Annotated in this window: 22 protein-coding genes and 1 riboswitch; of the genes, 16 read left to right on the forward strand and 6 right to left on the reverse strand. The window is 52.9% G+C overall.

Annotated elements, in window-relative coordinates:
• The 9 genes from tuf to rpoC all read left to right on the forward strand — a co-directional run.
• Positions 1 to 936 (forward strand): elongation factor Tu (gene tuf / locus H7A81_RS13575; protein WP_182057767.1); only part of this gene is annotated, 936 nt, incomplete at its 5' end.
• A 227-nt stretch (positions 937 to 1,163) separates the two neighbouring features.
• Complete coding sequence (gene secE, locus H7A81_RS13580) at positions 1,164 to 1,547, forward strand: preprotein translocase subunit SecE (protein WP_039381824.1); 384 nt, start codon at positions 1,164 to 1,166, stop codon at positions 1,545 to 1,547.
• Between the two features lies 1 nt (position 1,548).
• Positions 1,549 to 2,094 carry a transcription termination/antitermination protein NusG gene (gene nusG / locus H7A81_RS13585; RefSeq protein ID WP_010616908.1) on the forward strand — a complete coding sequence of 182 codons (546 nt, stop codon included), beginning with the start codon at positions 1,549 to 1,551 and terminating at the stop codon, positions 2,092 to 2,094.
• Positions 2,095 to 2,241: 147 nt separating this feature from the next.
• The gene (gene rplK, locus H7A81_RS13590; RefSeq protein ID WP_034828899.1) at positions 2,242 to 2,670 is read left to right on the forward strand and encodes a 50S ribosomal protein L11; all 429 of its coding nucleotides are present in this window, start codon (positions 2,242 to 2,244) and stop codon (positions 2,668 to 2,670) included.
• Between the two features lie 3 nt (positions 2,671 to 2,673).
• Positions 2,674 to 3,378, forward strand: coding sequence for a 50S ribosomal protein L1 (gene rplA / locus H7A81_RS13595; RefSeq protein ID WP_182057768.1), 705 nt, complete (start codon positions 2,674 to 2,676; stop codon positions 3,376 to 3,378).
• Positions 3,379 to 3,729: 351 nt separating this feature from the next.
• Complete coding sequence (rplJ, locus tag H7A81_RS13600) at positions 3,730 to 4,227, forward strand: 50S ribosomal protein L10 (RefSeq protein ID WP_045816330.1); 498 nt, start codon at positions 3,730 to 3,732, stop codon at positions 4,225 to 4,227.
• A 66-nt stretch (positions 4,228 to 4,293) separates the two neighbouring features.
• Positions 4,294 to 4,656 carry a 50S ribosomal protein L7/L12 gene (gene rplL / locus H7A81_RS13605; protein WP_034828906.1) on the forward strand — a complete coding sequence of 121 codons (363 nt, stop codon included), beginning with the start codon at positions 4,294 to 4,296 and terminating at the stop codon, positions 4,654 to 4,656.
• 328 nt (positions 4,657 to 4,984) lie between these two features.
• On the forward strand, positions 4,985 to 9,013 hold the full coding sequence (gene rpoB, locus H7A81_RS13610; protein ID WP_166936609.1) for a DNA-directed RNA polymerase subunit beta: 4,029 nt from the start codon (positions 4,985 to 4,987) through the stop codon (positions 9,011 to 9,013).
• A gap of 77 nt (positions 9,014 to 9,090) precedes the next feature.
• On the forward strand, positions 9,091 to 13,314 hold the full coding sequence (rpoC, locus tag H7A81_RS13615) for a DNA-directed RNA polymerase subunit beta' (RefSeq protein ID WP_182057769.1): 4,224 nt from the start codon (positions 9,091 to 9,093) through the stop codon (positions 13,312 to 13,314).
• A gap of 61 nt (positions 13,315 to 13,375) precedes the next feature.
• On the opposite strand, the gene H7A81_RS13620 is transcribed toward rpoC, so the two are convergent.
• Positions 13,376 to 13,564 carry a DUF1127 domain-containing protein gene (locus tag H7A81_RS13620; protein ID WP_166936613.1) on the reverse strand — a complete coding sequence of 63 codons (189 nt, stop codon included), beginning with the start codon at positions 13,562 to 13,564 and terminating at the stop codon, positions 13,376 to 13,378.
• A 175-nt stretch (positions 13,565 to 13,739) separates the two neighbouring features.
• On the opposite strand from H7A81_RS13620, the gene H7A81_RS13625 reads away from it, so the two are divergent.
• The gene (locus tag H7A81_RS13625; RefSeq protein WP_166936614.1) at positions 13,740 to 15,194 is read left to right on the forward strand and encodes a PLP-dependent aminotransferase family protein; all 1,455 of its coding nucleotides are present in this window, start codon (positions 13,740 to 13,742) and stop codon (positions 15,192 to 15,194) included.
• Positions 15,195 to 15,350: 156 nt separating this feature from the next.
• Here H7A81_RS13625 and thiE read toward each other — a convergent pair whose 3' ends face one another.
• The 3 genes from thiE to H7A81_RS13640 form a co-directional block, all read right to left on the reverse strand.
• The gene (thiE, locus tag H7A81_RS13630; protein WP_160834657.1) at positions 15,351 to 15,998 is read right to left on the reverse strand and encodes a thiamine phosphate synthase; all 648 of its coding nucleotides are present in this window, start codon (positions 15,996 to 15,998) and stop codon (positions 15,351 to 15,353) included.
• On the reverse strand, positions 15,995 to 17,920 hold the full coding sequence (gene thiC, locus H7A81_RS13635) for a phosphomethylpyrimidine synthase ThiC (protein ID WP_182057770.1): 1,926 nt from the start codon (positions 17,918 to 17,920) through the stop codon (positions 15,995 to 15,997). The genes thiE and thiC overlap by 4 nt, the downstream gene beginning before the upstream one ends.
• A 90-nt stretch (positions 17,921 to 18,010) precedes the next feature.
• Positions 18,011 to 18,111: riboswitch (TPP riboswitch) on the reverse strand.
• A 226-nt stretch (positions 18,112 to 18,337) separates the two neighbouring features.
• A complete protein-coding gene (locus H7A81_RS13640) occupies positions 18,338 to 18,844 on the reverse strand; it encodes an Rsd/AlgQ family anti-sigma factor (RefSeq protein ID WP_058962185.1) in 507 nt (168 codons plus the stop codon).
• An 88-nt stretch (positions 18,845 to 18,932) separates the two neighbouring features.
• On the opposite strand from H7A81_RS13640, the gene nudC reads away from it, so the two are divergent.
• The 6 genes from nudC (at position 18,933) to H7A81_RS13670 (ending at position 23,332) form a co-directional block, all read left to right on the forward strand.
• Positions 18,933 to 19,706 carry an NAD(+) diphosphatase gene (gene nudC, locus H7A81_RS13645; RefSeq protein WP_058962184.1) on the forward strand — a complete coding sequence of 258 codons (774 nt, stop codon included), beginning with the start codon at positions 18,933 to 18,935 and terminating at the stop codon, positions 19,704 to 19,706.
• A gap of 39 nt (positions 19,707 to 19,745) precedes the next feature.
• The gene (gene hemE / locus H7A81_RS13650; RefSeq protein ID WP_097119774.1) at positions 19,746 to 20,813 is read left to right on the forward strand and encodes a uroporphyrinogen decarboxylase; all 1,068 of its coding nucleotides are present in this window, start codon (positions 19,746 to 19,748) and stop codon (positions 20,811 to 20,813) included.
• 2 nt (positions 20,814 to 20,815) lie between these two features.
• Positions 20,816 to 21,484, forward strand: a complete 669-nt coding sequence (gene nfi, locus H7A81_RS13655; RefSeq protein WP_182057771.1) for a deoxyribonuclease V — start codon at positions 20,816 to 20,818, stop codon at positions 21,482 to 21,484.
• Between the two features lie 62 nt (positions 21,485 to 21,546).
• Complete coding sequence (locus H7A81_RS13660) at positions 21,547 to 22,137, forward strand: YjaG family protein (protein ID WP_034828920.1); 591 nt, start codon at positions 21,547 to 21,549, stop codon at positions 22,135 to 22,137.
• A 188-nt stretch (positions 22,138 to 22,325) separates the two neighbouring features.
• Positions 22,326 to 22,598, forward strand: coding sequence for a nucleoid-associated protein HU-alpha (gene hupA, locus H7A81_RS13665; protein WP_006121511.1), 273 nt, complete (start codon positions 22,326 to 22,328; stop codon positions 22,596 to 22,598).
• Between the two features lie 68 nt (positions 22,599 to 22,666).
• Positions 22,667 to 23,332, forward strand: coding sequence for a DUF1481 domain-containing protein (locus H7A81_RS13670; protein ID WP_166936620.1), 666 nt, complete (start codon positions 22,667 to 22,669; stop codon positions 23,330 to 23,332).
• Positions 23,333 to 23,373: 41 nt separating this feature from the next.
• Here the strand turns inward: H7A81_RS13670 and purD are convergent, their stop codons facing one another.
• Positions 23,374 to 24,654 (reverse strand): phosphoribosylamine--glycine ligase, encoded by a 1,281-nt coding sequence (purD, locus tag H7A81_RS13675; RefSeq protein WP_166936622.1) that lies wholly within the window; start codon positions 24,652 to 24,654, stop codon positions 23,374 to 23,376.
• Positions 24,655 to 24,672: 18 nt separating this feature from the next.
• Positions 24,673 to 26,262 (reverse strand): bifunctional phosphoribosylaminoimidazolecarboxamide formyltransferase/IMP cyclohydrolase, encoded by a 1,590-nt coding sequence (gene purH, locus H7A81_RS13680; RefSeq protein ID WP_182057772.1) that lies wholly within the window; start codon positions 26,260 to 26,262, stop codon positions 24,673 to 24,675.
• Positions 26,263 to 26,770 lie beyond the last annotated feature (508 nt).

A 26,770-nucleotide genomic window follows, 5' to 3' on the forward strand; every position in this document is an offset into this window, starting at 1 on the left:
GGCCACGCCGACTATGTGAAAAACATGATCACCGGTGCTGCGCAGATGGACGGCGCGATCCTGGTTGTTGCTGCGACTGATGGCCCAATGCCACAGACCCGTGAGCACATCCTGCTGGGTCGTCAGGTTGGCGTTCCTTACATCATCGTGTTCCTGAACAAGTGCGACATGGTTGATGACGAAGAGCTGCTGGAACTGGTAGAGATGGAAGTTCGCGATCTGCTGTCAGCATACGACTTCCCAGGCGACGATACTCCAATCATCCGCGGTTCTGCTCTGCAGGCACTGAACGGTGTTGCTGAGTGGGAAGAGAAGATCATTGAACTGGCTGGTCACCTGGATAACTACATCCCAGAGCCAGTACGTGCAATCGACCTGCCGTTCCTTCTGCCAATCGAAGACGTATTCTCAATCTCTGGCCGTGGTACTGTTGTTACCGGTCGTGTTGAGCGCGGTATCGTGAAAGTAGGCGACGAAGTTGAAGTTGTTGGTCTGAAAGACACCGTTAAGTCTACCTGTACCGGCGTTGAAATGTTCCGCAAACTGCTGGACCAGGGTCAGGCAGGCGAGAACTGTGGTATTCTGCTGCGTGGTATCAAGCGTGAAGATATCGAGCGTGGTCAGGTTCTGGCTAAGCCGGGCACCATCAAGCCACATACCCAGTTCACTTCAGAAGTTTACGTACTGTCTAAAGACGAAGGCGGCCGTCATACTCCGTTCTTCAAAGGCTACCGTCCTCAGTTCTACTTCCGTACTACTGACGTGACCGGTGACGTTCAACTGCCAGAAGGCGTTGAGATGGTAATGCCAGGCGATAACGTAAAAATGACCGTTACCTTGATCAAGCCAATCGCTATGGATCAGGGTCTGCGTTTCGCAATCCGTGAAGGCGGCCGTACTGTTGGTGCGGGTGTTGTTGCTGAAATTATCGCTTAATTGCGATAACATTTGACGCAATGCATATGGAAAGGGCATCATTTGATGCCCTTTTTGCACGCTGTTACATAGAACCTGGCTCATCAGTGATTTTCGATCATAATCATTGCTGAGACAGGCTCTGGTTTACGGCGTCGGATACCGAGTTACGCCCAAAAGCTCATTCGGTTTGGATGCCTCGCTCTGCGGGGCAGAATTGTTTCTGAATTATTGTGGCAGGTTGGTTTATGAGTGCGAATACCGAAGCTCAAGGGAGCGGGCGCGGCCTGGAAGCGATAAAGTGGGTTGCTGTCATCGCGTTGCTGTTAGTCGCCATCGTTGGCAACTATCTCTATCGCGACATTACGCTGCCTCTGCGCGCGCTGGCTGTCGTAGTACTGATTGCTGCGGCAGGTGGCATAGCGTTGCTGACTATCAAAGGCAAAGCGACTGTGGCTTTTGCTCGTGAAGCAAGAACCGAAATGCGTAAGGTCATTTGGCCGACTCGCCAGGAAACATTGCACACCACGTTAATCGTTGCCGCGGTCACTGCCGTGATGTCACTGATTTTGTGGGGGCTGGATGGAATTCTGGTCCGTCTGGTATCGTTTATCACTGGCCTGAGGTTCTGAGATGTCTGAAGCTCCAAAAAAACGCTGGTACGTCGTTCAGGCGTTCTCCGGTTTTGAAGCCCGCGTAGCGAAGTCGCTGCAAGAGCATATCAAACTGCACAACATGGAAGAGCTGTTTGGTGAAGTCATGGTGCCGACTGAAGAAGTCGTTGAAATCCGTGGTGGCCAGCGCCGTAAAAGCGAACGTAAGTTCTTCCCTGGCTATGTGCTGGTCCAGATGGTGATGAATGACGCCAGCTGGCACTTAGTGCGTAGCGTACCACGTGTCATGGGCTTCATTGGCGGTACTTCTGACCGTCCTGCGCCGATTAGTGATAAAGAAGTCGATGCGATTATGAACCGCCTGCAGCAGGTAGGTGATAAGCCGCGTCCAAAAACGCTGTTCGAGCCAGGCGAGATGGTGCGCGTCAACGACGGTCCATTTGCCGACTTCAACGGTGTGGTCGAAGAAGTGGATTACGAAAAGAGCCGCCTGAAGGTCTCTGTTTCCATCTTTGGCCGTGCAACACCAGTAGAACTCGACTTTGCTCAGGTGGAGAAAGGTTAACCCTTTTGTTCACTTTATAGCTCTTGCGGAAGGCGCGAAATTTACCTATAATTTCGCGCCTTTTGTTTTTATGCGCTGGTGACAGCGTGTGAATCGTAATCACGGGGAGCCTGTTTTCAGGCGCTATAACCCATTTGAGGAATTATCATGGCTAAGAAAGTACAAGCCTACGTCAAGCTGCAGGTTGCAGCTGGTATGGCGAACCCAAGTCCACCTGTTGGTCCAGCACTGGGTCAGCAGGGTGTTAACATCATGGAATTCTGTAAAGCGTTCAACGCCAAAACAGAATCTTTGGAGAAAGGCCTGCCTACTCCAGTTGTTATCACTGTATACAGCGACCGTTCTTTCACCTTCGTTACCAAAACCCCTCCGGCTGCTGTACTGCTGAAAAAAGCAGCAGGCATCAAGTCTGGTTCTGGTAAGCCGAACAAAGACAAAGTCGGTAAAGTTTCTCGTGCTCAGGTACGTGAAATCGCAGAAACTAAAGCTGCGGACATGACTGGTGCTGACGTAGAAGCGATGACTCGCTCTATCGAAGGTACTGCACGTTCCATGGGCCTGGTAGTAGAGGATTAAGAAATGGCTAAGCTGACCAAGCGCATGAGCGTAATCCGTGACAAAGTTGACGCGACCAAGCAGTACGACATCGCTGAAGCTATTGCTCTGCTGAAAGAACTGGCAACTGCTAAGTTCGTTGAAAGCGTTGACGTTGCTGTTAACCTCGGCATCGATGCACGTAAATCAGATCAGAACGTTCGCGGCGCGACTGTTCTGCCACACGGTACTGGTCGTTCAGTACGTGTTGCTGTATTTACCCAAGGCGCAAACGCAGAAGCTGCTAAAGCAGCTGGCGCTGAGCTGGTAGGTATGGAAGATCTGGCTGACCAGATCAAAAAAGGCGAAATGAACTTTGACGTTGTTATCGCATCTCCAGATGCAATGCGCGTTGTTGGCCAGTTGGGCCAGGTTCTGGGTCCACGCGGCCTGATGCCAAACCCGAAAGTGGGTACTGTAACCCCTAACGTTGCTGAAGCAGTGAAAAACGCTAAAGCAGGTCAGGTTCGTTATCGTAACGACAAAAACGGCATCATCCACACTACCATCGGTAAAGTGGACTTCGACGCTGACAAACTGAAAGAAAACCTGGAATCTCTGCTGGTTGCGCTGAAAAAAGCGAAACCTTCACAGGCTAAAGGCGTGTACATCAAGAAAGTTAGCATCTCTACCACCATGGGCGCCGGCGTTGCCGTTGACCAGACTGGTCTGAGCGCAGCAGCAAACTAATTGCTGCTTGAAACGGGCGAAAAATTCATCTAGAATCTTACGCCCGTTGTTCTGATTGGTCATTCAATTCAGAACCCAGATTCAAAGCCACTGATTAACAAAGCGTAATTGCCTAATTTATCAATGGCTTAGGTTGGAGCCAGGCCTTATCCTGGCCTCCGTCCAAGACCGCAGGAGCGGGATTATCTTCGGATAACTTGCTTAATACCCTGCGTAGACGGTGACAGAACCAAAAAGAATTTTTTCTTCACTGGATTCTGCTCACCGTGTAATAGCGCTCAGTGCCTTCGGGTAGCTGAGTGAAGTGAGTTCCGGGAAATTTTTCCCGGTCAAATCCAGGAGCAAAAGCTAATGGCATTAAATCTTCAAGGCAAACAAGCGATTGTTGCTGAAGTTAGCGAAGTAGCCAAAGGCGCGCTTTCAGCGGTTGTTGCGGATTCCCGTGGCGTTACCGTTGATAAAATGACCGAACTGCGTAAAGCAGGTCGTGAAGCTGGCGTTTACATGCGTGTTGTTCGCAACACCCTGCTGCGCCGCGTCGTTGAAGGAACTCAGTTTGAGATCCTGAAAGACACGTTTGTTGGTCCGACCCTGATTGCATACTCTATGGAACACCCGGGCGCTGCTGCTCGTCTGTTCAAAGAGTTCGCGAAAGCGAATGCAAAATTTGAGGTCAAAGCTGCAGCCTTTGAAGGTGAGCTGATCACGGCGGCCAATATTGACCGTCTGGCAACTCTGCCGACTTACGAAGAAGCACTGGCACGTCTGATGTCGACCATGAAAGAAGCCGCTGCTGGCAAACTGGTTCGCACTCTGGCTGCTGTACGCGATGCAAAAGAAGCGGCTTAAGGCCATCTTCTTTTCCTTCGTACTTGCTAACGTATAAACTTTTTCTGTTTTTTAGGAACAATCGATATGTCTATCACCAAAGATCAAATTCTGGAAGCAGTAGCAGCTATGTCCGTAATGGAAGTAGTTGAGCTGGTTTCTGCTATGGAAGAAAAATTCGGCGTTTCTGCTGCTGCTGCTGTAGCTGTTGCTGCTGGCCCAGCTGAAGCTGCTGAAGAGAAAACTGAATTCGACGTAATTCTGAAAGCTGCTGGCGCTAACAAAGTTGCCGTAATCAAAGCAGTTCGTACTGCAACTGGTCTGGGCCTGAAAGAAGCTAAAGACCTGGTTGAAGCTACCGGTGTTATCAAAGAAGGCATCAGCAAAGATGACGCAGCTGCTCTGGAAGCACTGCTGAAAGAAGCTGGCGCTGAAGTTGAAGTTAAGTAAGAAAACCTTCGGGTTGCAGCCTGAGTAACATCAGGCTGATGGCTGGTGACTTTTTGGTCACCAGCCTTTTTGCGCTACAGGGGAACGATGGCGTTTCGCACTGTTTGTCCATTGTTTCTCTTCAATATCTTTTTCTATCGACGACTTAATATATCGCTTTCCTGTGAGGGTTCCCTGCCTGCACAACGGCGATGAAATGATTTAAGAGTGATAGAAAGATGTATTGCATGGGGTGCACCGCATCGCATGAAAAACAAAATAGTGTTGCATGAACTGTCCCTTCAGGACGGACAGCGTGGTTCGACATGTCAGCTAGCTGAGGAACCCTATGGTTTACTCCTATACCGAGAAAAAACGTATTCGTAAGGATTTTGGTAAACGTCCACAAGTTTTGGACATACCTTATCTCCTTTCTATCCAGCTTGACTCGTTCCAGAAGTTTATCGAGCAAGATCCAGAAGGCCAATACGGTCTGGAAGCTGCCTTCCGCTCCGTATTCCCAATCTCAAGCTACAGCGGCAACTCTGAGTTGCAGTATGTCAGCTACCGTTTGGGCGAGCCGGTCTTTGACGTAACTGAATGTCAGATCCGTGGCGTGACCTATTCGGCACCGCTGCGCGTGAAACTGCGTCTGGTGATCTACGAGCGTGAAGCGCCGGAAGGCACCGTAAAAGACATCAAAGAACAAGAAGTGTACATGGGTGAAATTCCACTCATGACCGACAACGGTACCTTTGTTATCAACGGTACTGAGCGTGTTATTGTTTCTCAGCTGCATCGTAGTCCTGGCGTGTTCTTTGACAGCGATAAGGGTAAGACGCACTCGTCTGGTAAAGTGCTGTATAACGCACGTATCATCCCTTACCGCGGTTCATGGCTCGACTTCGAATTCGACCCGAAAGACAACCTCTTCGTCCGTATTGACCGTCGCCGTAAGCTGCCGGCCAGTATCATTCTGCGCGCGCTGCACTACACCACTGAACAAATCCTTGATCTGTTCTTTGATAAAGTGGTGTATGAAATCCGCGATAACAAACTGCAGATGGAACTGGTGCCTGAGCGCCTGCGTGGTGAAACCGCCAGCTTCGATATCGAAGCCAATGGCACGGTCTACGTTGAGAAAGGTCGTCGCATCACTGCGCGTCATATTCGTCAGCTCGAAAAAGACGGTATTCAGCACATTGAAGTGCCAGTCGAATATATCGCTGGCAAAGTGGTCGCTAAAGACTACGTCGATCTGAACACCGGTGAACTGATCGTTCCTGCGAACATGGAACTTTCACTGGATCTGCTGGCAAAACTGAGCCAGTCAGGCCACAAACGCATTGAAACGCTGTTCACCAACGACCTGGATCACGGCCCATACATTTCAGAGACCCTGCGTGTTGACCCAACCAACGATCGCCTGAGCGCGCTGGTTGAGATCTACCGTATGATGCGTCCTGGTGAGCCGCCAACGCGCGAAGCTGCAGAGAACCTGTTCGAGAACCTGTTCTTCTCAGAAGATCGTTACGATCTGTCTGCAGTTGGCCGTATGAAGTTCAACCGTTCACTGCTGCGTGATGAAATCGAAGGTTCAGGTATCCTGAGCAAAGACGACATCATCGAAGTGATGAAGAAACTGATCGGCATCCGTAACGGTATTGGCGAAGTCGATGATATCGACCACCTCGGCAACCGTCGTATCCGTTCAGTCGGTGAGATGGCTGAGAACCAGTTCCGTGTGGGTCTGGTGCGTGTTGAGCGTGCTGTTAAAGAGCGTCTGTCTCTGGGCGACCTCGATACCCTGATGCCTCAGGACATGATCAACGCCAAGCCTATTTCGGCGGCGGTGAAAGAGTTCTTCGGTTCAAGCCAGCTGTCCCAGTTTATGGATCAGAACAACCCGTTGTCTGAGATCACGCATAAGCGTCGTATCTCTGCTCTGGGCCCAGGCGGTCTGACGCGTGAGCGTGCAGGCTTCGAAGTGCGTGACGTACACCCAACCCACTACGGTCGTGTATGCCCAATCGAAACGCCAGAAGGTCCGAACATCGGTCTGATCAACTCCCTTTCTGTTTATGCGCAGACTAACGAATACGGCTTCCTTGAGACTCCGTATCGTCGCGTGGTAGATGGCAAAGTGAGTGATGAAATTCATTACCTCTCTGCAATCGAAGAGGGTAACTACGTTATCGCTCAGGCGAACACCAACCTTGCTGAAGACGGTAGCTTTGTTGACGATCTCGTCACTTGCCGTAGCAAAGGTGAATCAAGCCTGTTCAGTCGTGATCAAGTTGACTACATGGACGTTTCGACCCAACAGGTCGTTTCAGTCGGTGCGTCACTGATTCCATTCCTGGAGCACGATGATGCTAACCGCGCCTTGATGGGTGCGAACATGCAACGTCAGGCAGTACCAACTCTGCGCGCTGATAAGCCGCTGGTCGGTACGGGTATGGAACGCGCAGTAGCGGTTGACTCCGGTGTAACTGCCGTAGCGAAACGTGGCGGTTCCGTTCAGTACGTTGATGCTTCTCGTATCGTTATCAAAGTTAACGAAGATGAGATGTATCCGGGCGAAGCGGGTATCGACATCTACAACCTGACCAAGTACACCCGTTCTAACCAGAACACCTGCATCAACCAGATGCCATGTGTGTCCCTGGGTGAGCCAATCGAACGTGGCGACGTGCTGGCAGATGGCCCGTCTACCGATCTCGGTGAACTGGCGCTGGGTCAGAACATGCGCGTGGCGTTCATGCCATGGAACGGTTACAACTTCGAAGACTCCATCCTCGTTTCTGAGCGTGTTGTCCAGGAAGACCGTTTCACCACTATCCACATCCAGGAACTGGCGTGTGTGTCTCGTGACACTAAGCTGGGGCCAGAAGAGATCACCGCTGACATCCCGAACGTGGGTGAAGCTGCACTCTCCAAACTGGATGAATCCGGTATCGTGTATATCGGTGCGGAAGTGACCGGTGGTGACATTCTGGTCGGTAAAGTGACGCCAAAAGGCGAAACTCAGCTGACGCCAGAAGAGAAACTGCTGCGTGCGATCTTCGGTGAGAAAGCGTCTGACGTTAAAGACTCTTCTCTGCGTGTTCCTAACGGTGTTTCCGGTACGGTTATCGACGTTCAGGTCTTTACTCGCGATGGCGTAGAAAAGGACAAACGTGCGCTGGAAATCGAAGAGATGCAGCTGAAGCAGGCTAAGAAAGACCTGTCTGAAGAACTGCAGATCCTCGAAGCGGGCTTGTTCAGCCGTATTCAGGCTGTACTGATCTCAGGTGGCGTTGAAGCTGAGAAGCTGGACAAACTGCCACGTGAGCGCTGGTTGGAACTGGGCCTGACTGACGAAGAGAAGCAAAACTCTCTCGAGCAGCTGGCTGAGCAGTATGACGAGCTGAAGCACGAGTTTGAGAAGAAACTCGAAGCTAAGCGTCGCAAAATCACTCAGGGCGATGATCTGGCACCAGGCGTGCTGAAAATCGTGAAAGTGTACCTGGCGGTTAAACGTCAGATCCAGCCTGGTGACAAGATGGCAGGTCGTCACGGTAACAAGGGTGTTATCTCTAAGATCAACCCGATCGAAGATATGCCTTACGATGAGAACGGTACGCCGGTCGATATCGTACTGAACCCGCTGGGCGTACCGTCACGTATGAACATCGGTCAGATCCTGGAAACCCACCTGGGTATGGCGGCTAAAGGCATTGGTGAGAAAATCAATGCGATGCTTAAGAAGCAGGAAGAAGTCGCCAAACTGCGTGAGTTCATCCAGCGTGCTTACGATCTGGGCACTGACGTGCGTCAGAAAGTTGATCTGAACACCTTCACTGACGACGAAGTTCTGCGTCTGGCTGAGAACCTGAAAAAAGGTATGCCAATCGCAACGCCAGTGTTTGATGGTGCGAAAGAGAGCGAGATCAAAGAGCTGCTGCAGCTCGGCGGTCTGCCAGCTTCTGGCCAGATCACCCTGTTCGACGGCCGTACCGGTGAGCAGTTTGAGCGTCAGGTAACCGTAGGTTACATGTACATGCTGAAACTGAACCACCTGGTCGATGACAAGATGCACGCCCGTTCTACTGGCTCGTACAGCCTTGTTACTCAGCAGCCGCTGGGTGGTAAAGCGCAGTTCGGTGGTCAGCGCTTCGGTGAGATGGAAGTGTGGGCACTGGAAGCATACGGTGCTGCTTATACCCTGCAGGAAATGCTGACCGTTAAGTCTGATGACGTGAACGGCCGTACGAAGATGTATAAAAACATCGTCGATGGCAACCATCAGATGGAACCGGGCATGCCGGAATCCTTCAACGTACTGTTGAAAGAGATCCGCTCGCTGGGTATCAACATCGAGCTGGAAGACGAGTAAGCACTCGTAAGTACTGGTTACGGGACGCGCACTTCGGTGGGCGTCCCTGAGAGTTCCACTCCGACGGGAGCTAATCCGTGAAAGACTTACTTAAGTTTCTGAAAGCGCAAACTAAGACCGAAGAGTTTGATGCGATCAAGATCGCTCTGGCCTCGCCAGATATGATCCGTTCATGGTCTTTTGGTGAAGTTAAAAAGCCAGAGACCATCAACTACCGTACCTTCAAGCCGGAGCGTGACGGTCTTTTCTGCGCCCGTATCTTTGGGCCGGTAAAAGATTACGAATGCCTGTGCGGTAAGTACAAGCGTTTGAAACATCGCGGTGTGATCTGTGAGAAGTGTGGCGTTGAAGTTACACAGACCAAGGTTCGTCGTGAGCGCATGGGCCACATAGAACTGGCTTCACCAACTGCGCACATTTGGTTCCTGAAATCACTGCCTTCGCGTATCGGCTTACTGCTGGATATGCCACTGCGTGATATCGAGCGCGTACTGTACTTCGAATCTTATGTTGTGATCGAAGGCGGTATGACCAACCTGGAAAAACGTCAGATTCTGACCGAAGAGCAGTACCTTGATGCGCTGGAAGAGTTCGGTGACGAATTCGACGCGAAGATGGGTGCGGAAGCTATCCAGGCGCTGCTGAAAAATATGGATCTGGAGCAAGAGTGCGAGCAGCTGCGTGAAGAGCTGAACGAAACCAACTCCGAGACCAAACGTAAAAAGCTGACCAAGCGTATCAAGCTGCTGGAAGCGTTCGTACAGTCTGGTAACAAGCCAGAGTGGATGATCCTGACCGTTCTGCCGGTTCTGCCGCCAGATCTGCGTCCGCTGGTACCGCTGGATGGTGGTCGTTTCGCTACGTCGGATCTGAACGATCTGTACCGTCGCGTCATCAACCGTAACAACCGTCTGAAGCGTCTGCTGGATCTGGCTGCGCCAGATATCATCGTACGTAACGAAAAACGTATGCTGCAGGAAGCGGTAGATGCCTTGCTGGATAACGGCCGTCGCGGTCGTGCCATCACTGGCTCTAACAAACGTCCTCTGAAATCTTTGGCCGACATGATCAAAGGTAAGCAGGGTCGTTTCCGTCAGAACCTGTTGGGTAAACGTGTTGACTACTCTGGCCGTTCTGTAATCACCGTAGGTCCATACCTGCGTCTGCATCAGTGTGGTCTGCCGAAGAAAATGGCACTGGAGCTGTTCAAACCGTTCATCTACGGCAAGCTGGAGCTGCGTGGCCTCGCGACCACCATCAAAGCTGCTAAGAAGATGGTTGAGCGTGAAGAAGCTGTCGTTTGGGATATCCTGGACGAAGTGATCCGCGAACACCCAGTACTGCTGAACCGTGCACCAACCCTGCACCGTTTGGGTATTCAGGCATTCGAACCTGTTCTGATCGAAGGTAAAGCGATCCAGCTGCACCCGCTGGTTTGTGCGGCATATAACGCCGACTTCGATGGTGACCAGATGGCAGTTCACGTACCGCTGACGCTGGAAGCTCAGCTGGAAGCGCGTGCGCTGATGATGTCTACCAACAACATCCTGTCACCTGCGAACGGCGAGCCAATCATCGTTCCTTCTCAGGACGTTGTACTGGGTCTGTACTACATGACCCGTGACAAAGTAAATGCGCGCGGCGAAGGCATGGTACTGACCGGCCCGAAAGAAGCTGAGCGTGTGTATCGCGCTGGCCTGGCCGAGCTGCATGCTCGCGTTAAAGTGCGTATCACCGAGTACAGCAAAAACGAACAAGAAGAGTTCGTCGCGAAAACCAGCTTAATCGACACCACCATTGGTCGTGCGATTCTGTGGATGATCGTGCCGAAAGGTCTGCCTTACTCCATCGTCAACCAGGCGCTGGGTAAGAAAGCTATCTCTAAGATGCTGAACACCTGTTACCGCATCCTGGGCCTGAAGCCGACCGTTATCTTCGCTGACCAGACCATGTATACCGGCTTTGCTTACGCAGCCCGTTCAGGTGCCTCTGTAGGTATCGACGACATGGTGATCCCGGCTAAGAAAGCGGAAATCGTTGCTGAAGCCGAAGCGGAAGTTGCTGAGATTCAGGAACAGTTCCAGTCTGGTCTGGTAACTGCTGGCGAACGTTACAACAAAGTCATCGATATCTGGGCCGCAGCAAACGAACGCGTTTCCAAGGCGATGATGGACAACCTGCAAACCGAAACCGTGATCAACCGTCACGGCGAAGAAGAGCAGCAAGTCTCGTTCAACAGCATCTACATGATGGCCGACTCCGGTGCGCGTGGTTCTGCTGCACAGATTCGTCAGCTGGCCGGTATGCGTGGTCTGATGGCTAAGCCAGATGGCTCAATCATCGAAACGCCAATCACCGCGAACTTCCGCGAAGGTCTGAACGTACTCCAGTACTTCATCTCGACGCACGGTGCGCGTAAAGGTCTTGCGGATACAGCACTGAAAACCGCTAACTCCGGTTATCTGACGCGTCGTCTGGTAGACGTTGCACAGGATCTGGTGGTTACCGAAGACGACTGTGGTACTTTCGAAGGCATCATGATGACTCCGGTCATCGAAGGTGGCGACGTTAAAGAACCACTGCGTGAGCGTGTACTGGGTCGTGTGACTGCTGAAGACGTACTGAAGCCAGGTACTGCTGACATCCTGATCCCGCGTAATACGCTGATCGATGAGCACTGGTGTGATGTGATCGAACTGAACTCAGTTGATGCGATCAAAGTGCGTTCTGTTGTTGGTTGTGAAACCGACTTTGGTGTGTGTGCACACTGCTACGGTCGCGACCTGGCACGTGGTCACATCATCAACAAAGGTGAGGCCATCGGCGTTATCGCAGCACAGTCCATCGGTGAGCCGGGTACACAGCTGACGATGCGTACGTTCCACATCGGTGGTGCGGCATCTCGTGCGGCTGCTGAATCCAGCATCCAGGTGAAGAACAAAGGTACCATCAAGCTGACCAACGCGAAGTCTGTAACCAACTCCTCCGGGAAACTGGTTATCGTCTCTCGTAACGTTGAGCTGAAGATGATCGATGAATTCGGTCGTACCAAAGAGAGCTATAAAGTTCCTTACGGTGCGATGATGGCTAAAGGTGATGGTGAGCAGGTTGCAGCGGGCGAGACCGTAGCAAACTGGGATCCGCACACCATGCCTGTTATCACCGAAGTGGGCGGTTTCATTCGCTTCACTGACATGATCGATGGTCAGACGATTACTCGTCAGACTGATGACCTGACTGGTCTGTCATCGCTGGTGGTTCTGGATTCTGCAGAACGTACTGGGGGCGGTAAAGATCTGCGTCCTGCGCTGAAAATTGTTGATGCCAACGGAAATGATGTTCTGATTCCAGGTACAGACATGCCAGCTCAGTACTTCCTGCCGGGCAAAGCGATTGTTCAGCTGGAAGATGGCGTTAAGATCAGCGCGGGTGACACCCTGTCTCGTGTTCCGCAGGAATCTGGCGGTACCAAGGACATCACCGGTGGTCTGCCACGCGTTGCTGACTTGTTCGAAGCGCGTCGTCCGAAAGAGCCAGCAATTCTGGCCGAGATCAGCGGTATTATCTCGTTCGGTAAAGAGACCAAAGGCAAGCGTCGTCTGGTGATTACACCGGTTGATGGTAGCGATCCGTACGAAGAGATGATTCCGAAATGGCGTCAGCTGAACGTATTCGAAGGTGAGCGTGTAGAACGTGGTGACGTTGTTTCTGACGGCCCAGAGTCTCCACACGACATCCTGCGTCTGCGTGGCGTCCATGCGGTTACACGTTACATCACTAACGAAGTGCAGGAAGTTTACCGTCTGCAAGGCGTTAAGATTAACGATAAACACATCGAAGTCATCGTGCGTCAGATGCTGCGTAAAGCAACCATCGCCAGCGCGGGCAGCACCGAGTTCCTGGAAGGTGAGCAGGCTGAATACTCTCGCATCAAGATCGCTAACCGCGACCTCGAAGCGAACGGCAAAATTGGCGCAACCTTTGTGCGCGATCTGCTGGGTATCACCAAAGCTTCTCTGGCAACCGAATCGTTCATCTCTGCAGCATCGTTCCAGGAGACCACACGTGTCCTGACTGAAGCAGCAGTAGCAGGCAAGCGTGATGAACTGCGCGGCCTGAAAGAGAACGTGATCGTGGGTCGTTTGATTCCGGCCGGTACCGGTTATGCTTACCATCAGGACCGTATGCGTCGCCGTTCTGTAGGTGAAGCTCCGGTTGCACCGCAGGTTACTGCGGATGAAGCCTCTGCGAGCCTGGCTGAACTGCTGAACGCCGGTCTTGGCGGTAGCGACGACGAATAATCGTCTGCGATAGCTGACCTATAAAAAACCCTGCCTCGGCAGGGTTTTTTTTCGTCTTAAGTTAGCCTTTGCGGCAGACATCGTGCCGGGTCAGGCCAATATCGCGTAGTTGTGCATCGCTCAAGTGAGACAAAATTTTTTGTGTCTCACGGCGGGCGCGCCATCTTTTGATGGCACGTCCCGTGCCGCGAACCATATCCAATAGCGTTACATCAAAGGGTTTTGCTGCGCGGTTTTGATCGAATTCCATAATGAATGCCCTCAGTCAGTTGTCTGAGTGGTATTGTCCAGTTCCTGTGCATCTCAATACAGATTCAAAAATCACTTATTATTAACATACAGATTGCGCATGATAGGATCTGAATGGTAAAAAAAGGGATGATCTGTACTGATTTAGATTCAGTGAACTCGAGGGGAATCATACGATGACGCGTTACCAACATCTGGCTTGCTTGCTCTCAGACAGGATTGAACAGGGACTCTACCGTAGCGGCGAGCGCTTACCCTCAGTGCGCACACTGAGTATTGAACACGGTGTGAGCATCAGTACCGTGCAGCAGGCGTATCACCTGCTAGAAGAGAAACAGCTTATTGTGCCGCAGCCGCGCTCTGGCTATTTCGTTGCGACGCGCAAAGCCACGCCTCCTGTTCCTGCGTTAACCCGCCCCGTACAACGCCCCGTCGAGATCACCCAGTGGGAATCGGTGCTGGAATTATTAAGCAGCCGCAACAGCGGTAACGTGCTGCAATTAGGTAGCGGCATGCCAGACCTTACCCAGCCGACATTGAAGCCATTATGGAAAATTCAGAGCCGAATGGCGCAGAAGCAGGATCTTGACCAGCTCAATTATGACAGTCTGTTAGGCGTTGCGGCCTTGCGTGAGCAGGTCGCACGCTTAACTATCGATAGCGGTTGTCAGCTCACCGCAGAGGATATTGTGATCACCACGGGCTGCCATGAAGCGCTGTCCGTGTCGATCCGTGCGGTGTGTGAACCGGGTGATATTATCGCCGTTGAATCTCCGACATTTCATGGCACGATGCAGACCCTGCGCGGGCTTGGTATCCGTGCCATTGAAATCCCTACCGATTCGGTGACGGGCATTAGCCTCGAAGCTCTGGAGTTGGCATTCGAGCAGTGGCCCATTAAAGCCGTGGTAGTAGTGCCAAATTGCAATAATCCACTCGGATTTATCATGCCCGAGGCGCGCAAGCGTGCGCTGCTGGCACTGGCACAGCGCTTTGATGCCGCGATTATTGAAGACGATGTCTACGGTGAATTGGCATGGGAGTATCCACGTCCCATTACCATTAAATCTTTGGATATGGATGGCAGGGTGTTGTTGTGTAGTTCATTCTCTAAGACGCTGGCTCCCGGGTTACGTGTTGGCTGGGTGGCACCTGGACGCTATCGCGATCGCGTCTTGCATATGAAATATATCGGCACGGGTTCAACAGCCACACAGCCGCAACATGCGGTGGCCGAATTTATTCGTCTTGGTCACTATGGGCCGCATTTACGCCGGATGCGCCAGGTTTATCAACGTAATTACGAGACTTTTAGCTGCTGGGTACGCCACTATTTCCCGTGCGGTATCTGTGTCTCGCGTCCGCAGGGCAGCTTCCTGATGTGGATTGAGTTACCTGAAGCGTTTGATGCGGTTCGGCTTAACACCGAACTTCGCACGTTGAACATTCAGGTCGCCGTCGGATCGCTGTTTTCTGCCTCGGGCAAATATCGTAACTGCTTGCGCCTGAATTATGGGTTGCCCATCAATGAGCATACAGAACAGGCCATCGCCCAACTTGGCGCTGCGGTGGAGCAGGCCATGCATGCCTGTCATATCGAAACGGAACCCGCTTCATCCCTGACTGATTAAAGTGGAAAGGCAGGGCTGGAGAGAGAGGTAGACCAGCCCTGGCCCACTGCCAGCGACAGCGGGCAGGCACACTTTATCCTGACCGGAAAAACACGCTAGCCCGCAGGAAGCGGACTGCGCGTGAGGTTCCAGCCAAATTACTCTGATTGCAGAACGTTACAACGCTTCTGCGGGCTGGGTTCCAGCTTCAACCAGTGCCAGCAGCTCCTGTGTCGCCTGACGCCAGTCTCCCGCCTGAGTAATGGCGCTCACCACGGCAACGCTTCCAACGCCAGTGGCCAAAACTTCAGGTACGCGCGCAAGGGATATACCGCCAATCGCCACAGTCGGTATATCCTGCAACCGCGCCATGTGGCGTTTCAATTCTACGACGCCCTGAGGTTCCGAAGGCATATCTTTGGTTTGTGTGGGATAAATATGCCCCAATGCAATGTAGGAAGGACGCAGTGCCAGCGCGCGGTCTAACTCGGCATCATCATGAGTCGATAACCCAAGACGCAAACCTGCCTGGCGGATAGCGTCCAGATTAGCCACGTCCAAATCTTCCTGACCAAGATGCACGCCATAGGCGTTATATTTGATCGCTAATCGCCAGTAATCGTTGATAAACAGGCGTGCACGATACTGCTTGCCCAGCGCAATTGCCTCGCGCACTGCGTCTTCTACTTCATGATCCTGGCAATCTTTGATGCGCAACTGGATGGTGCGAACGCCAGCCTCCAGTAAGCGTGCAATCCACTCTACGCTATCAACAACAGGGTACAGCCCCAGTTTCGGGGCCGTGGCTGGAAAGGCATCGGTCATACTTTTTCCTCTTTAAGGGCATCGGCGGCGTGATAAAGCTCGCCACCACGACTGCGGAAGGCATCCGACATCTGCGCCATGCCAATTTCAATGGGCTGGGCTTCTGCCTGCTGGCGAGCAGCATATTCGCGCACTTCCTGGGTAATTTTCATCGAACAGAATTTTGGACCGCACATTGAGCAGAAGTGAGCCACTTTGCCCGATTCCTGCGGCAATGTCTCATCGTGATAAGCGCGTGCCGTATGCGGATCGAGCGCCAGATTGAACTGATCCTCCCAACGGAATTCAAAGCGTGCTTTCGACATGGCGTTATCACGGATCTGTGCGCCAGGATGGCCCTTAGCCAGATCGGCGGCATGCGCGGCGATCTTGTAGGTAATCAGCCCCTGCTTCACATCTTCTTTATTCGGCAAACCGAGGTGCTCTTTCGGTGTGACGTAGCACAGCATGGCGCAGCCAAACCAACCAATCATCGCGGCACCAATGCCGGAGGTAAAATGATCGTACCCGGGGGCGATATCGGTGGTCAGTGGGCCAAGCGTGTAAAACGGCGCTTCGTGACAGTGCTCTAACTGTTCGGTCATGTTGCGGCGGATCATCTGCATTGGCACATGGCCTGGACCTTCAATCATTACCTGCACATCGTATTCCCAGGCGATCCTGGTCAACTCACCTAAGGTATGCAACTCGGCAAACTGGGCTTCATCGTTGGCGTCCTGAATCGATCCCGGACGCAGGCCATCACCGAGTGAGAGCGCGACATCATAGGCAGCGCAGATTTCACAGATCTCGCGGAAATGCAGATAGAGGAAACTCTCTTGATGATGTGACAGGCACCACTTCGCCATGATCGAACCACCACGCGAGACAATACCGGTCAGACGATTAGCCGTCATCGGCACATAGCGCAGCAGCACACCAGCGTGAATAGTGAAGTAATCCACCCCCTGTTCTGCTTGCTCGAGCAGGGTATCGCGGAAAATCTCCCAGTTAAGGTCTTCCGCCACGCCATTCACTTTCTCCAGTGCCTGATAAATGGGCACAGTACCAATCGGCACCGGGCTGTTTCGCAAAATCCACTCGCGCGTTTCATGGATATAGCGGCCTGTGGAGAGGTCCATCACGGTATCCGCACCCCAGCGTGTTGACCACACCAGTTTCTCCACTTCCTCTTCGATCGATGAGCTCACCGCTGAGTTGCCTATATTGGCGTTCACCTTCACCAGAAAGTTACGGCCAATGATCATCGGCTCTGATTCGGGGTGATTAATATTGGAGGGTATGATAGCGCGGCCGCTGGCAACTTCCTGGCGCACAAATTCGGCGGTGATGTTTTCCGGCAGATTGGCACCAAAACTGTGGCCCGGGTGCTGTTGCAGTAGCACTTCACCACGAATACGTTCGCGGCCCATGTTTTCTCGCACCGCGATGAATTCCATCTCGGGTGTAATCATGCCCTGACGTGCGTAATGCAGCTGTGTGACGCAGCGGCCAGCTTTGGCACGACGCGGCTGCGGTAACTGCTCGAAACGCAGGTGATCCAGCCCTTCATCGGCTAAGCGTTGCTGGGTGTATTGCGAACTCAACTGGTGGATCGCTTCGCTGTCATCGCGTTCAGCGATCCAGTTTTCACGCAATCGGTCTAATCCCCGATGCACATCAATGGTGGCCGCGGGGTCGCCATAAGCACCTGCCGTGTCATATACCGGCACTGGTTCGTTGTGCTCATACTGTGGATTCTCTTTTGTGCCACCGATGTGTGTAGGGCTAAGCTGGATTTCGCGCATCGGCACACGGATATCCGCTCGGCTGCCGGTAATCCAGATACGTTTTGAATTGGGGAAAGCGGTGCCTTGCAGCGAATCGATAAATTCCTGCGCTTGTGCACGTTGTTCACGACGAGAAGTTTTAGCAACAGACATAGCAAATTTCCTGAATTAAGGGGAAGTTGCTTGTCCAGAGTTCGGAAGGAGTAACAGGGACGATGCCGGGCGCCAACACGCATCGCTCTGTGAATGTCTACTCTTGTTCCCTTCGCAGGTACTAACCTGATCAGGTTCCGCGGATCCCGAATAAACGGTCTCAGCCCCAGAGGGCACTCCGACAAGGTAAGCGTCTGTGGTTTAAGCTACTTTGCTGGCCATTTCTCGCCTGGGCAGTGCTCGTGACCGTCACGTACTTCGTGTACGCTCCGGTCCCTGCGCGCTGTCCGAGCGTGAACTGGCTGCGCACGCTACGCTTAAACCGCAAACTTGCCACTCATAAACATGGCAATAAAAAAGCCCATTCAGCATAAAAGGGCTTTTTCGGAATAACAAGTTTTTTACATGGGGCCGAAGTTAAGCGGGGCGAGCCATGCTGCTTTCATTGGCGACCGGTGGGCGCGCCAGCTGGTTATCCCAGGCGAGTTGCACCAGCTTATCTTCCAGCGTGAAGCGCGACTCCAGCACTTCACCCACTTCGGATAACGCCTTCTGGAATTCTACGCAGTTATCGTCGTTGATGGCCTGCTGCAGATGGCTGTCATACAGTTGCATCATGCGATCGGTATTCGCTTCCAGAGCGGGATAGAGTTGGGCTGCCGCAATGAGTGGGCTATCGCCTTCCATCTCACTGATAATGCGTTCATAAATACTGAAATGACCGGTTGAGAGGTAATCAACCAGGCCGTGACAAAACGCATCCAGCGCCTGTTCATCCAGGGCACTGAGCGCCTCTTTGTTTGGCTTGATGCCAATTAATGCGTAATAGCTGACAAGCAACTGTCGGCGCGCGCGCAGCCACGCATCAACGAGTTCATTACCGCCACTTACACGCCTGGCCAGGTCATCTAACTGGGTAAGCATATGGGGCTCCGGGTGAGTTATAGTTATCCATTCCACACTTAACATCAGGATTTCAGCGTGCCATTTGACGCTAAGGACAACGAATAAGATGCAACGTGAGATCTCAAGCGTAGACGCTGGCTGGTGGATTGTCAGCCATGAACAAAAACTTTGGTTACCGCAAGGTGAACTGCCGCATGGCTTATCCGGCGATTTTGGCCTGACTGGAAAAACCGCGATTTTGATTGGCGAATGGCAGGCGGAAAATGTCTGGCTGATACGTGAATCACGACCTGACAATATGGGCTCTGTTCGCCAGCTTATCGACGAAGATGTTGGGCTTTTTCAGATGGTTGGGCGTGGAGTTCAACTCGCCGAATTCTACCGCTCACACCGCTGGTGTGGCTACTGCGGCCACGAAATGCACCTCAGTAAACGCGAATTTGCCTGCCTGTGTCACCATTGCCGCGAGCGCTATTACCCGCAGATTGCACCGTGCATCATCGTAGCGATTCGCCGGGGGGAGGAGATTCTGCTGGCCAACCATGCGCGTCATCGCAACAGCATTTACACAGTATTAGCTGGCTTTGTTGAGGTCGGGGAGACGCTGGAGCAGGCCGTCGCGCGTGAAGTGATGGAAGAGAGCAACGTCCGGGTTAAAAATGTCCGCTACGTCACCTCGCAGCCCTGGCCGTTCCCGCATTCATTAATGATGGCGTTTATGGCCGAATATGAGGGCGGTGAGTTGCAGCATGATGGCAAAGAGTTGCTGGATGCCGGCTGGTATCGCTATGACGATTTGCCCTTGTTACCGCCACCGGGCACGGTGGCACGGCGGTTGATTGAAGATACCGTTGCCCTGTGTCGCGCCAGCGCGCCGTGAAAATGCTACACTGGCGGCCTTAGCATGAGAGAGCCCATTATGAGTGAACTGAAGAACGATCGTTATCTGCGTGCCCTGTTACGTCAGCCGGTGGATGTCACCCCTGTATGGATGATGCGACAAGCCGGGCGTTATTTGCCGGAGTACAAAGCCACGCGTGCTGAAGCCGGTGATTTTATGTCGCTGTGTAAGAATGCGGAGCTGGCGTGCGAAGTCACCCTGCAGCCGCTGCGTCGTTATGCGCTGGATGCCGCGATCCTCTTCAGCGATATCCTGACGATTCCTGATGCGATGGGGCTGGGGCTCTATTTCGAAACGGGCGAAGGTCCGCGCTTCTCAAATCCTATTACCTGCCGTGCAGATGTAGACAAACTGCCGATTCCGGATCCAGAAGATGAGCTGGGTTATGTGATGAATGCGGTGCGTACCATTCGCCATAACCTGAAAGGTGAAGTGCCGTTGATCGGCTTCTCCGGCAGCCCGTGGACGCTGGCGACCTACATGGTTGAAGGCGGCAGCAGCAAAGCGTTCACCAAAATTAAAAAGATGATGTATGCCGAGCCGCAAACCCTGCACAAGCTGCTGGATAAGCTGGCTGACAGTGTCATCCATTACCTGAACGCCCAGATCAAAGCCGGTGCACAGTCGATTATGGTCTTCGACACCTGGGGCGGCGTGCTGACCGGCCGCGATTACCGTGAGTTTTCACTCTACTATATGCACAAAATCGTTGATAGCGTGCTGCACGAGAACGAAGGTCGCCGTGTGCCGATTACGCTGTTCACCAAAGGTGGTGGTCAGTGGCTGGAAGCTATCGCAGCGACCGGATGTGATGCGCTGGGACTGGACTGGAGCACCGATATTGCCGATGCGCGTCGTCGCGTGGGTGACAAAGTTGCGTTGCAGGGCAACATGGATCCTTCCATGCTGTATGCGCCTCCGGCACGTATCGAGCAGGAAGTGGCCACTATCCTTGAAGGCTTTGGCACGGGTGAAGGGCATGTCTTCAACCTGGGACATGGCATTCATCAGGATGTGCCGCCAGAGCACGCCGGTGCATTCGTCGAAGCCGTACATCGTCTGTCTCGCCCTTATCATCAGGGTTAAGCATGGATTTAGCCGCGCTGCGGGCTGAACAGTTACAACGCGCTGCTAACGTGGTACGGCAGGATGATTTCGACGTCCTGCCGCCTCGTTTTATCGCCGGTGCGGACGTCGGTTTTGAACAGGAAGGTGACATCACGCGTGCGGCACTGGTGGTATTAGAATATCCCTCATTGCAGCTGGTGGAGCACCGTATAGCACGCCTCGCGACCACCATGCCTTACATCCCGGGTTTCTTATCGTTTCGCGAAGTCCCCGCACTGCTTGCAGCCTGGCAGCAGCTGAAACACCAACCCGATCTTTTATTTGTTGATGGTCATGGTATTGCCCATCCCCGTCGCCTCGGCGTGGCTGCGCATTTTGGCTCGCTGGTGGATGTTCCAACCATTGGCGTGGCGAAAAAACGGCTCTGCGGGCGTTTTACCGAATTGGATGCTGAACCGGGGAGCCGCCAGCCACTGATGGATAAAGGCGAACAAATTGGCTGGGTGTGGCGCAGTAAAGCGCGCTGCAACCCTTTGTTCGTCTCAACCGGGCATCGTGTCAGTATGGACAGCGCACTGAATTGGGTGGAGAAATGTACCGCGGGCTATCGTTTGCCCGATCCTACACGCTGGGCCGATGCGGTTGCTTCGGGGCGTCCTGCGTTTCTGCGTTGGCAAAATGCGCGTTAACGCTGTTTGCGCGCGGCTTTTGCGGTACACTGCCGCCAGCTAACCTATTGAGAGTAAGTTTGATGTTACAGAACCCCGTCCATTTGCGTCTGGCGAAGCTGGAAAGCTGGCAGCATATGACCTTTATGGCCTGTCTGTGCGAGCGGATGTTCCCCAATTATTGGGCCTTCTGTCAGCAGACTGAATTCGCCGATCCGCAACTCTATCGTCGCATCCTTGACCTTGTCTGGGAGAGCCTGACGGTTAAAGACGCCAAAATTAACTTCGATAGCCAACTGGAGAAGCTGGAATCCGCGATTCCGAATGGCGATGATTTTGATATCTATGGTGTCCACCCAGCGATCGATGCCTGTGTTGCGTTGAGCGAAGTTGTGCATGCACAACTCAGCGGCGAAACTCTGGAGCACGCAATCGAAGTCAGTCGCACCTCGATTACCACCGTCGCTATCCTTGAAATGACGCAGGCCGGTCGTGAAATGACCGATGAAGAGCTGCGTGAAAATCAGGCGGTGATTGATGAATGGGATCTGCAGTGGGAGATTTTCCGTCTGCTGGCAGACTGCGAAGAACGCGACCTTGAGCTGATTAAGGGGTTACGTTCTGACCTGCGCGAAGCGGGAATCAGTAACATCGGTATACTTTTTCAGCAATAAGGCGATAAAACGTGACTTCAGGCCTGAATTACCGCGCCTGGAGGCTTCACATCAGCCCCCTGTCTGGTCTACATTTGGGGGGCTGAAAATTGTGGCTATCTTTGCGTGCAGGTTGAAGAGTGCCAGAATATGGCTTTTCCCTCGCACTCGTTGCTTAGCAAGCGATAAATACACTTTAAGGATAACTTATGAACAAGACTCAACTGATTGATGTGATCGCAGAGAAAGCTGACCTGTCAAAAACCCAGGCTAAAGCTGCGCTGGAATCTACCCTGGCTGCGATCACTGAGTCTCTGAAAGAAGGTGATGCTGTACAACTGGTTGGTTTTGGTACTTTTAAAGTGAACCACCGCGCTGAGCGTACCGGTCGCAACCCACAGACTGGTAAAGAGATCAAAATCGCGGCAGCTAACGTGCCAGCGTTCGTCTCTGGTAAAGCTCTGAAAGACGCTGTTAAGTAAGTTTTCCGCATCGCGGTTTAAGCTTTAAAAGAGGGGCGACACGCCCCTTTTTGTTATTGGGGCCTTTCATGCTGAACACGATTACTCAGCGCGTCTGCGCCCTGTTACTCGGTGCGCTGCTCGCGGGCTGTAGTTCCACCTCTGATCTCCCTGCCTTTACGGCAAGTGGCTATCTGGCCGATCGTGGCACTGTGCGCATCTGGCGCAAAAACAGTGACCATCAGGCTGTCCATCTTCGCACTGTTTATACCCCTTTCAATGGCGATGCCATGGAAACTACTGACTACAACTGGCAACAGAACCACCTGATCAGCGTTGAGCGCGTTGTGGCGGGTGAGCAACCCGATGACGTGACGTTGCGTTTTGACCATCTGGGTAATCTTAATTTTATGCAGCGTCAGCTGGCCGGCCGTCGTGAAGCGGTAAGTGGTGATACGGTTGAGCTCTATCGTTTCGACGCGCAACGTATGCTGGAGCAAAGTAATGCGTTGCTGAGTGGCCGTGTATTACTGAAGCAGGGGCATTGGCTGGGCGCTACGCAGGTGCGCGATTGTGATGGCAAAGTGGTGAATGCACCCTTTGATAGCGGAATCATTGCCACGCTATCTCAGCAGCAGCAACACCAGCCACAGTCGTTGATGGTGTCATGGTTGGAGGCACCTGAAGGCGTGCAGTTGTTGCGGGCGACGCCAGAGGATGAGTGTAGCTGGCAGCCGAAAGAGAGTGATTTCTGAGTTGGGAAAAAACAAGGGGCGCTGAGCGCGCCCCTTGATGATTACTTGCGATTAATCGCGCGGTAACCAATATCTTTACGGCAGAAGCTGCCTTCCCAGGAAATATGTTTCGCCAGCGCATAGGCATTCTTCTGCGCGGCAGCCACATCTTCGCCCAGGGCAGTGACGCACAGCACGCGTCCACCGTTGGTGACCACCACATCATCTTTCATCGTGGTGCCCGCGTGGAACACTTTACCGTCCGGCACTTCTTCCAGCGGCAGACCGTGGATTTGATCACCGATGTTGTAATCCGCGGGATAGCCGCCAGCCGCCAGCACGACACCCAGCGATGGGCGTGGATCCCACTGCGAGGTCTGCTGATCCAGCTTGCCATCCACTGCGGCCAGGCACAGCTCAACCAGATCTGACTGCAGACGCAGCATGATCGGCTGGGTTTCTGGATCGCCAAAGCGGCAGTTGAACTCGATCACTTTCGGCTGACCGGCTTTATCGATCATCAGGCCGGCATATAGGAAGCCGGTATAGGTGTTGCCTTCCGCTTTCATGCCGTTAACGGTTGGCCAGATAATCTGGTCCATCACACGCTGGTGGATCTCATCGGTGACAACCGGGGCTGGCGAGTAAGCACCCATGCCTCCGGTATTCGGGCCGGTATCACCATCGCCTACACGTTTATGATCCTGGCTGGTGGCCATGGGTAACACGTTGTCGCCATCCACCATCACGATAAAGCTGGCTTCTTCGCCGTCGAGGAACTCTTCAATGACGATACGATGGCCTGCATCGCCGAAAGCGTTACCTGCCAGCATGTCCTGCACTGCAGCTTCCGCTTCAGCCAGTTCCATCGCGACGATAACCCCTTTACCGGCTGCCAGACCATCCGCTTTAATCACGATCGGTGCGCCTTTCTCACGCAGGTAAGCCAGCGCGGGCTCAACTTCCGTAAAGTTCTGGTATTCAGCGGTAGGGATCTGCTGGCGTGCCAGGAAATCTTTGGTGAAAGCTTTTGATCCTTCCAGCTGTGCAGCCGCCTGCGTTGGGCCAAAGATTTTCAGACCTGCTGCACGGAACGCATCGACCACGCCAATCACCAGCGGCGCTTCTGGGCCTACGATGGTCAGATCGATCTTCTCTTTCTGAGCAAAGGCTAACAGTGCAGGAACGTCAGTGGCGCTGATCGCCACGTTCTGCAGTGCAGGTTCCAGTGCGGTACCCGCGTTGCCCGGTGCAACAAAGACCGTTTCGGCCAGCGGTGACTGTGCTGCTTTCCATGCCAACGCGTGTTCACGTCCACCATTACCAATCACTAAAATTTTCATCTATACAGCTCCAGGCTATTAATGGCGGAAGTGACGCATGTCGGTGAAGATCATTGCAATACCGTGCTCATCAGCGGCGGCAATCACTTCATCATCACGGATAGAACCACCTGGTTGAATCACACAGCTGATACCTACAGCAGCCGCTGCGTCGATACCATCGCGGAACGGGAAGAACGCATCAGACGCCATGGCTGAACCTTTAACTTCTAAACCTTCGTCGCCTGCTTTGATACCGGCAATTTTGGCAGAATAAACGCGGCTCATCTGTCCGGCGCCTATGCCGATAGTCATATTGTCGCGTGCGTAGACAATGGCGTTGGATTTCACGAACTTGGCTACTTTCCAGCAGAACAGCGCATCACGCAGTTCCTGCTCGCTTGGCTGGCGCTTAGTCACGACTCGCAGCTGACTGGCATCAACCATACCGAGATCGCGATCCTGAACCAGCAGGCCGCCATTAACACGCTTGAAGTCCAGTGCAGCAACACGGCCCTGCCACTGGCCACAAACCAGCACGCGAACGTTCTGTTTTGCTGCGGTAACTTTAAGTGCCCCTTCGCTGGCTGAAGGGGCAATGATCACTTCGACAAACTGACGGCTGATGATCGCCTGGGCAGTGGCTTCATCCAATTCACGGTTGAAAGCGATGATGCCGCCAAAAGCAGAAGTTGGATCAGTTTTGTAAGCGCGCTCATAGGCGTCAAGAATCGAACCGCCCACTGCCACACCACACGGGTTAGCATGCTTAACGATCACGCAAGCGGCTTCATCAAACTCTTTCACACACTCAAGCGCGGCATCGGTATCCGCGATGTTGTTGTAAGAGAGCGCTTTGCCCTGTACCTGCTGTGCAGTCGCAACAGAAGCTTCTGCCACATTCTCTTCTATATAGAAGGCAGCGTCCTGATGGCTGTTCTCGCCGTAACGCATATCCTGCTTCTTGATGAAGTTGAGGTTCAGCGTTCGTGGGAAGCGGCCGGCAGGCTCTTTGCTGTCGCTATGATAAGCCGGTACCAGGCTGCCAAAGTAGTTGGCAATCATGCTGTCGTAGGCTGCGGTGTGTTCGAAGGCTTTGATCGCCAGATCGAAACGGGTGTCCAGCGTCAGGGAGTTTTCGTTGACGTCCAGCTCGGCGATGATGGCCTCGTAGTCGCTGCTCTTCACCACGATTGCCACATCTTTGTGGTTCTTCGCAGCGGAGCGCACCATGGTTGGGCCACCGATATCGATATTCTCTACCGCGTCTGCCAGTGAGCAATCGGGTTTGGCAACGGTTTGAGCGAAGGGATAAAGGTTTACCACCACCATATCGATAGGGTTGATCGCGTGCTCGGCCATGATCGCATCATCGGTGCCGCGACGGCCCAGAATACCGCCATGCACTTTCGGGTGCAGCGTTTTGACGCGTCCATCCATCATTTCCGGGAAACCGGTGTAGTCAGAGACTTCGGTGACGGGCAGGCCCGCATCTGCCAGCAGGCGAGCAGTACCACCTGTGGAGAGCAGCTCAACACCACGGCTGGAGAGTGCCTGAGCAAATTCGAGGATACCGGCTTTATCAGAAACACTGAGAAGAGCGCGGCGTACTGGACGACGTTGTTGCATGGTGGTTTTATCCCTTGGCTTTGTTTCGCATAAATAAGAGCGTTACATCAAGCTTAGCGCTTCTCTTATATATAGAAGAGAGTACTTGCTTCATGTAACGCCCCAAAAGGGGCATCCTTGACGTCGCCGGGCATTGTAGCGAAAACGTTTGCGCGATGCTCGCCTAAATTCATTTGTGCAGATGAATGTGGATAACACTGTGTGTAAGTGGGTATAAGGCGGGGTTTTGCTGTGGAATGCAGCGAACGGTTGTTTTTGTTGAATTTAGCGGTTGCGCGCTGCGAACAACTCCCTATAATGCGCATCCATCGAGACGGCACAACGGTTTACGAAGTGCGGTGTTGACAGGAAGCTTCGCTAAGAACTTCCGCCAGAGAAAAAATGCTGAAAAAAGTGTTTGACTCTGAAGGAGGAAAGCGTAATATACGCCACCTCGCAACAGCAGCTTAAGGCGCTGATTGCACCGCTCTTTAACAATTTATCAGACAATCTGTGTGGGCACTCGCAG

It is taken from the genome of Pantoea sp. ME81, assembly GCF_903970985.1.
Classification (GTDB): domain Bacteria; phylum Pseudomonadota; class Gammaproteobacteria; order Enterobacterales; family Enterobacteriaceae; genus Pantoea; species Pantoea communis.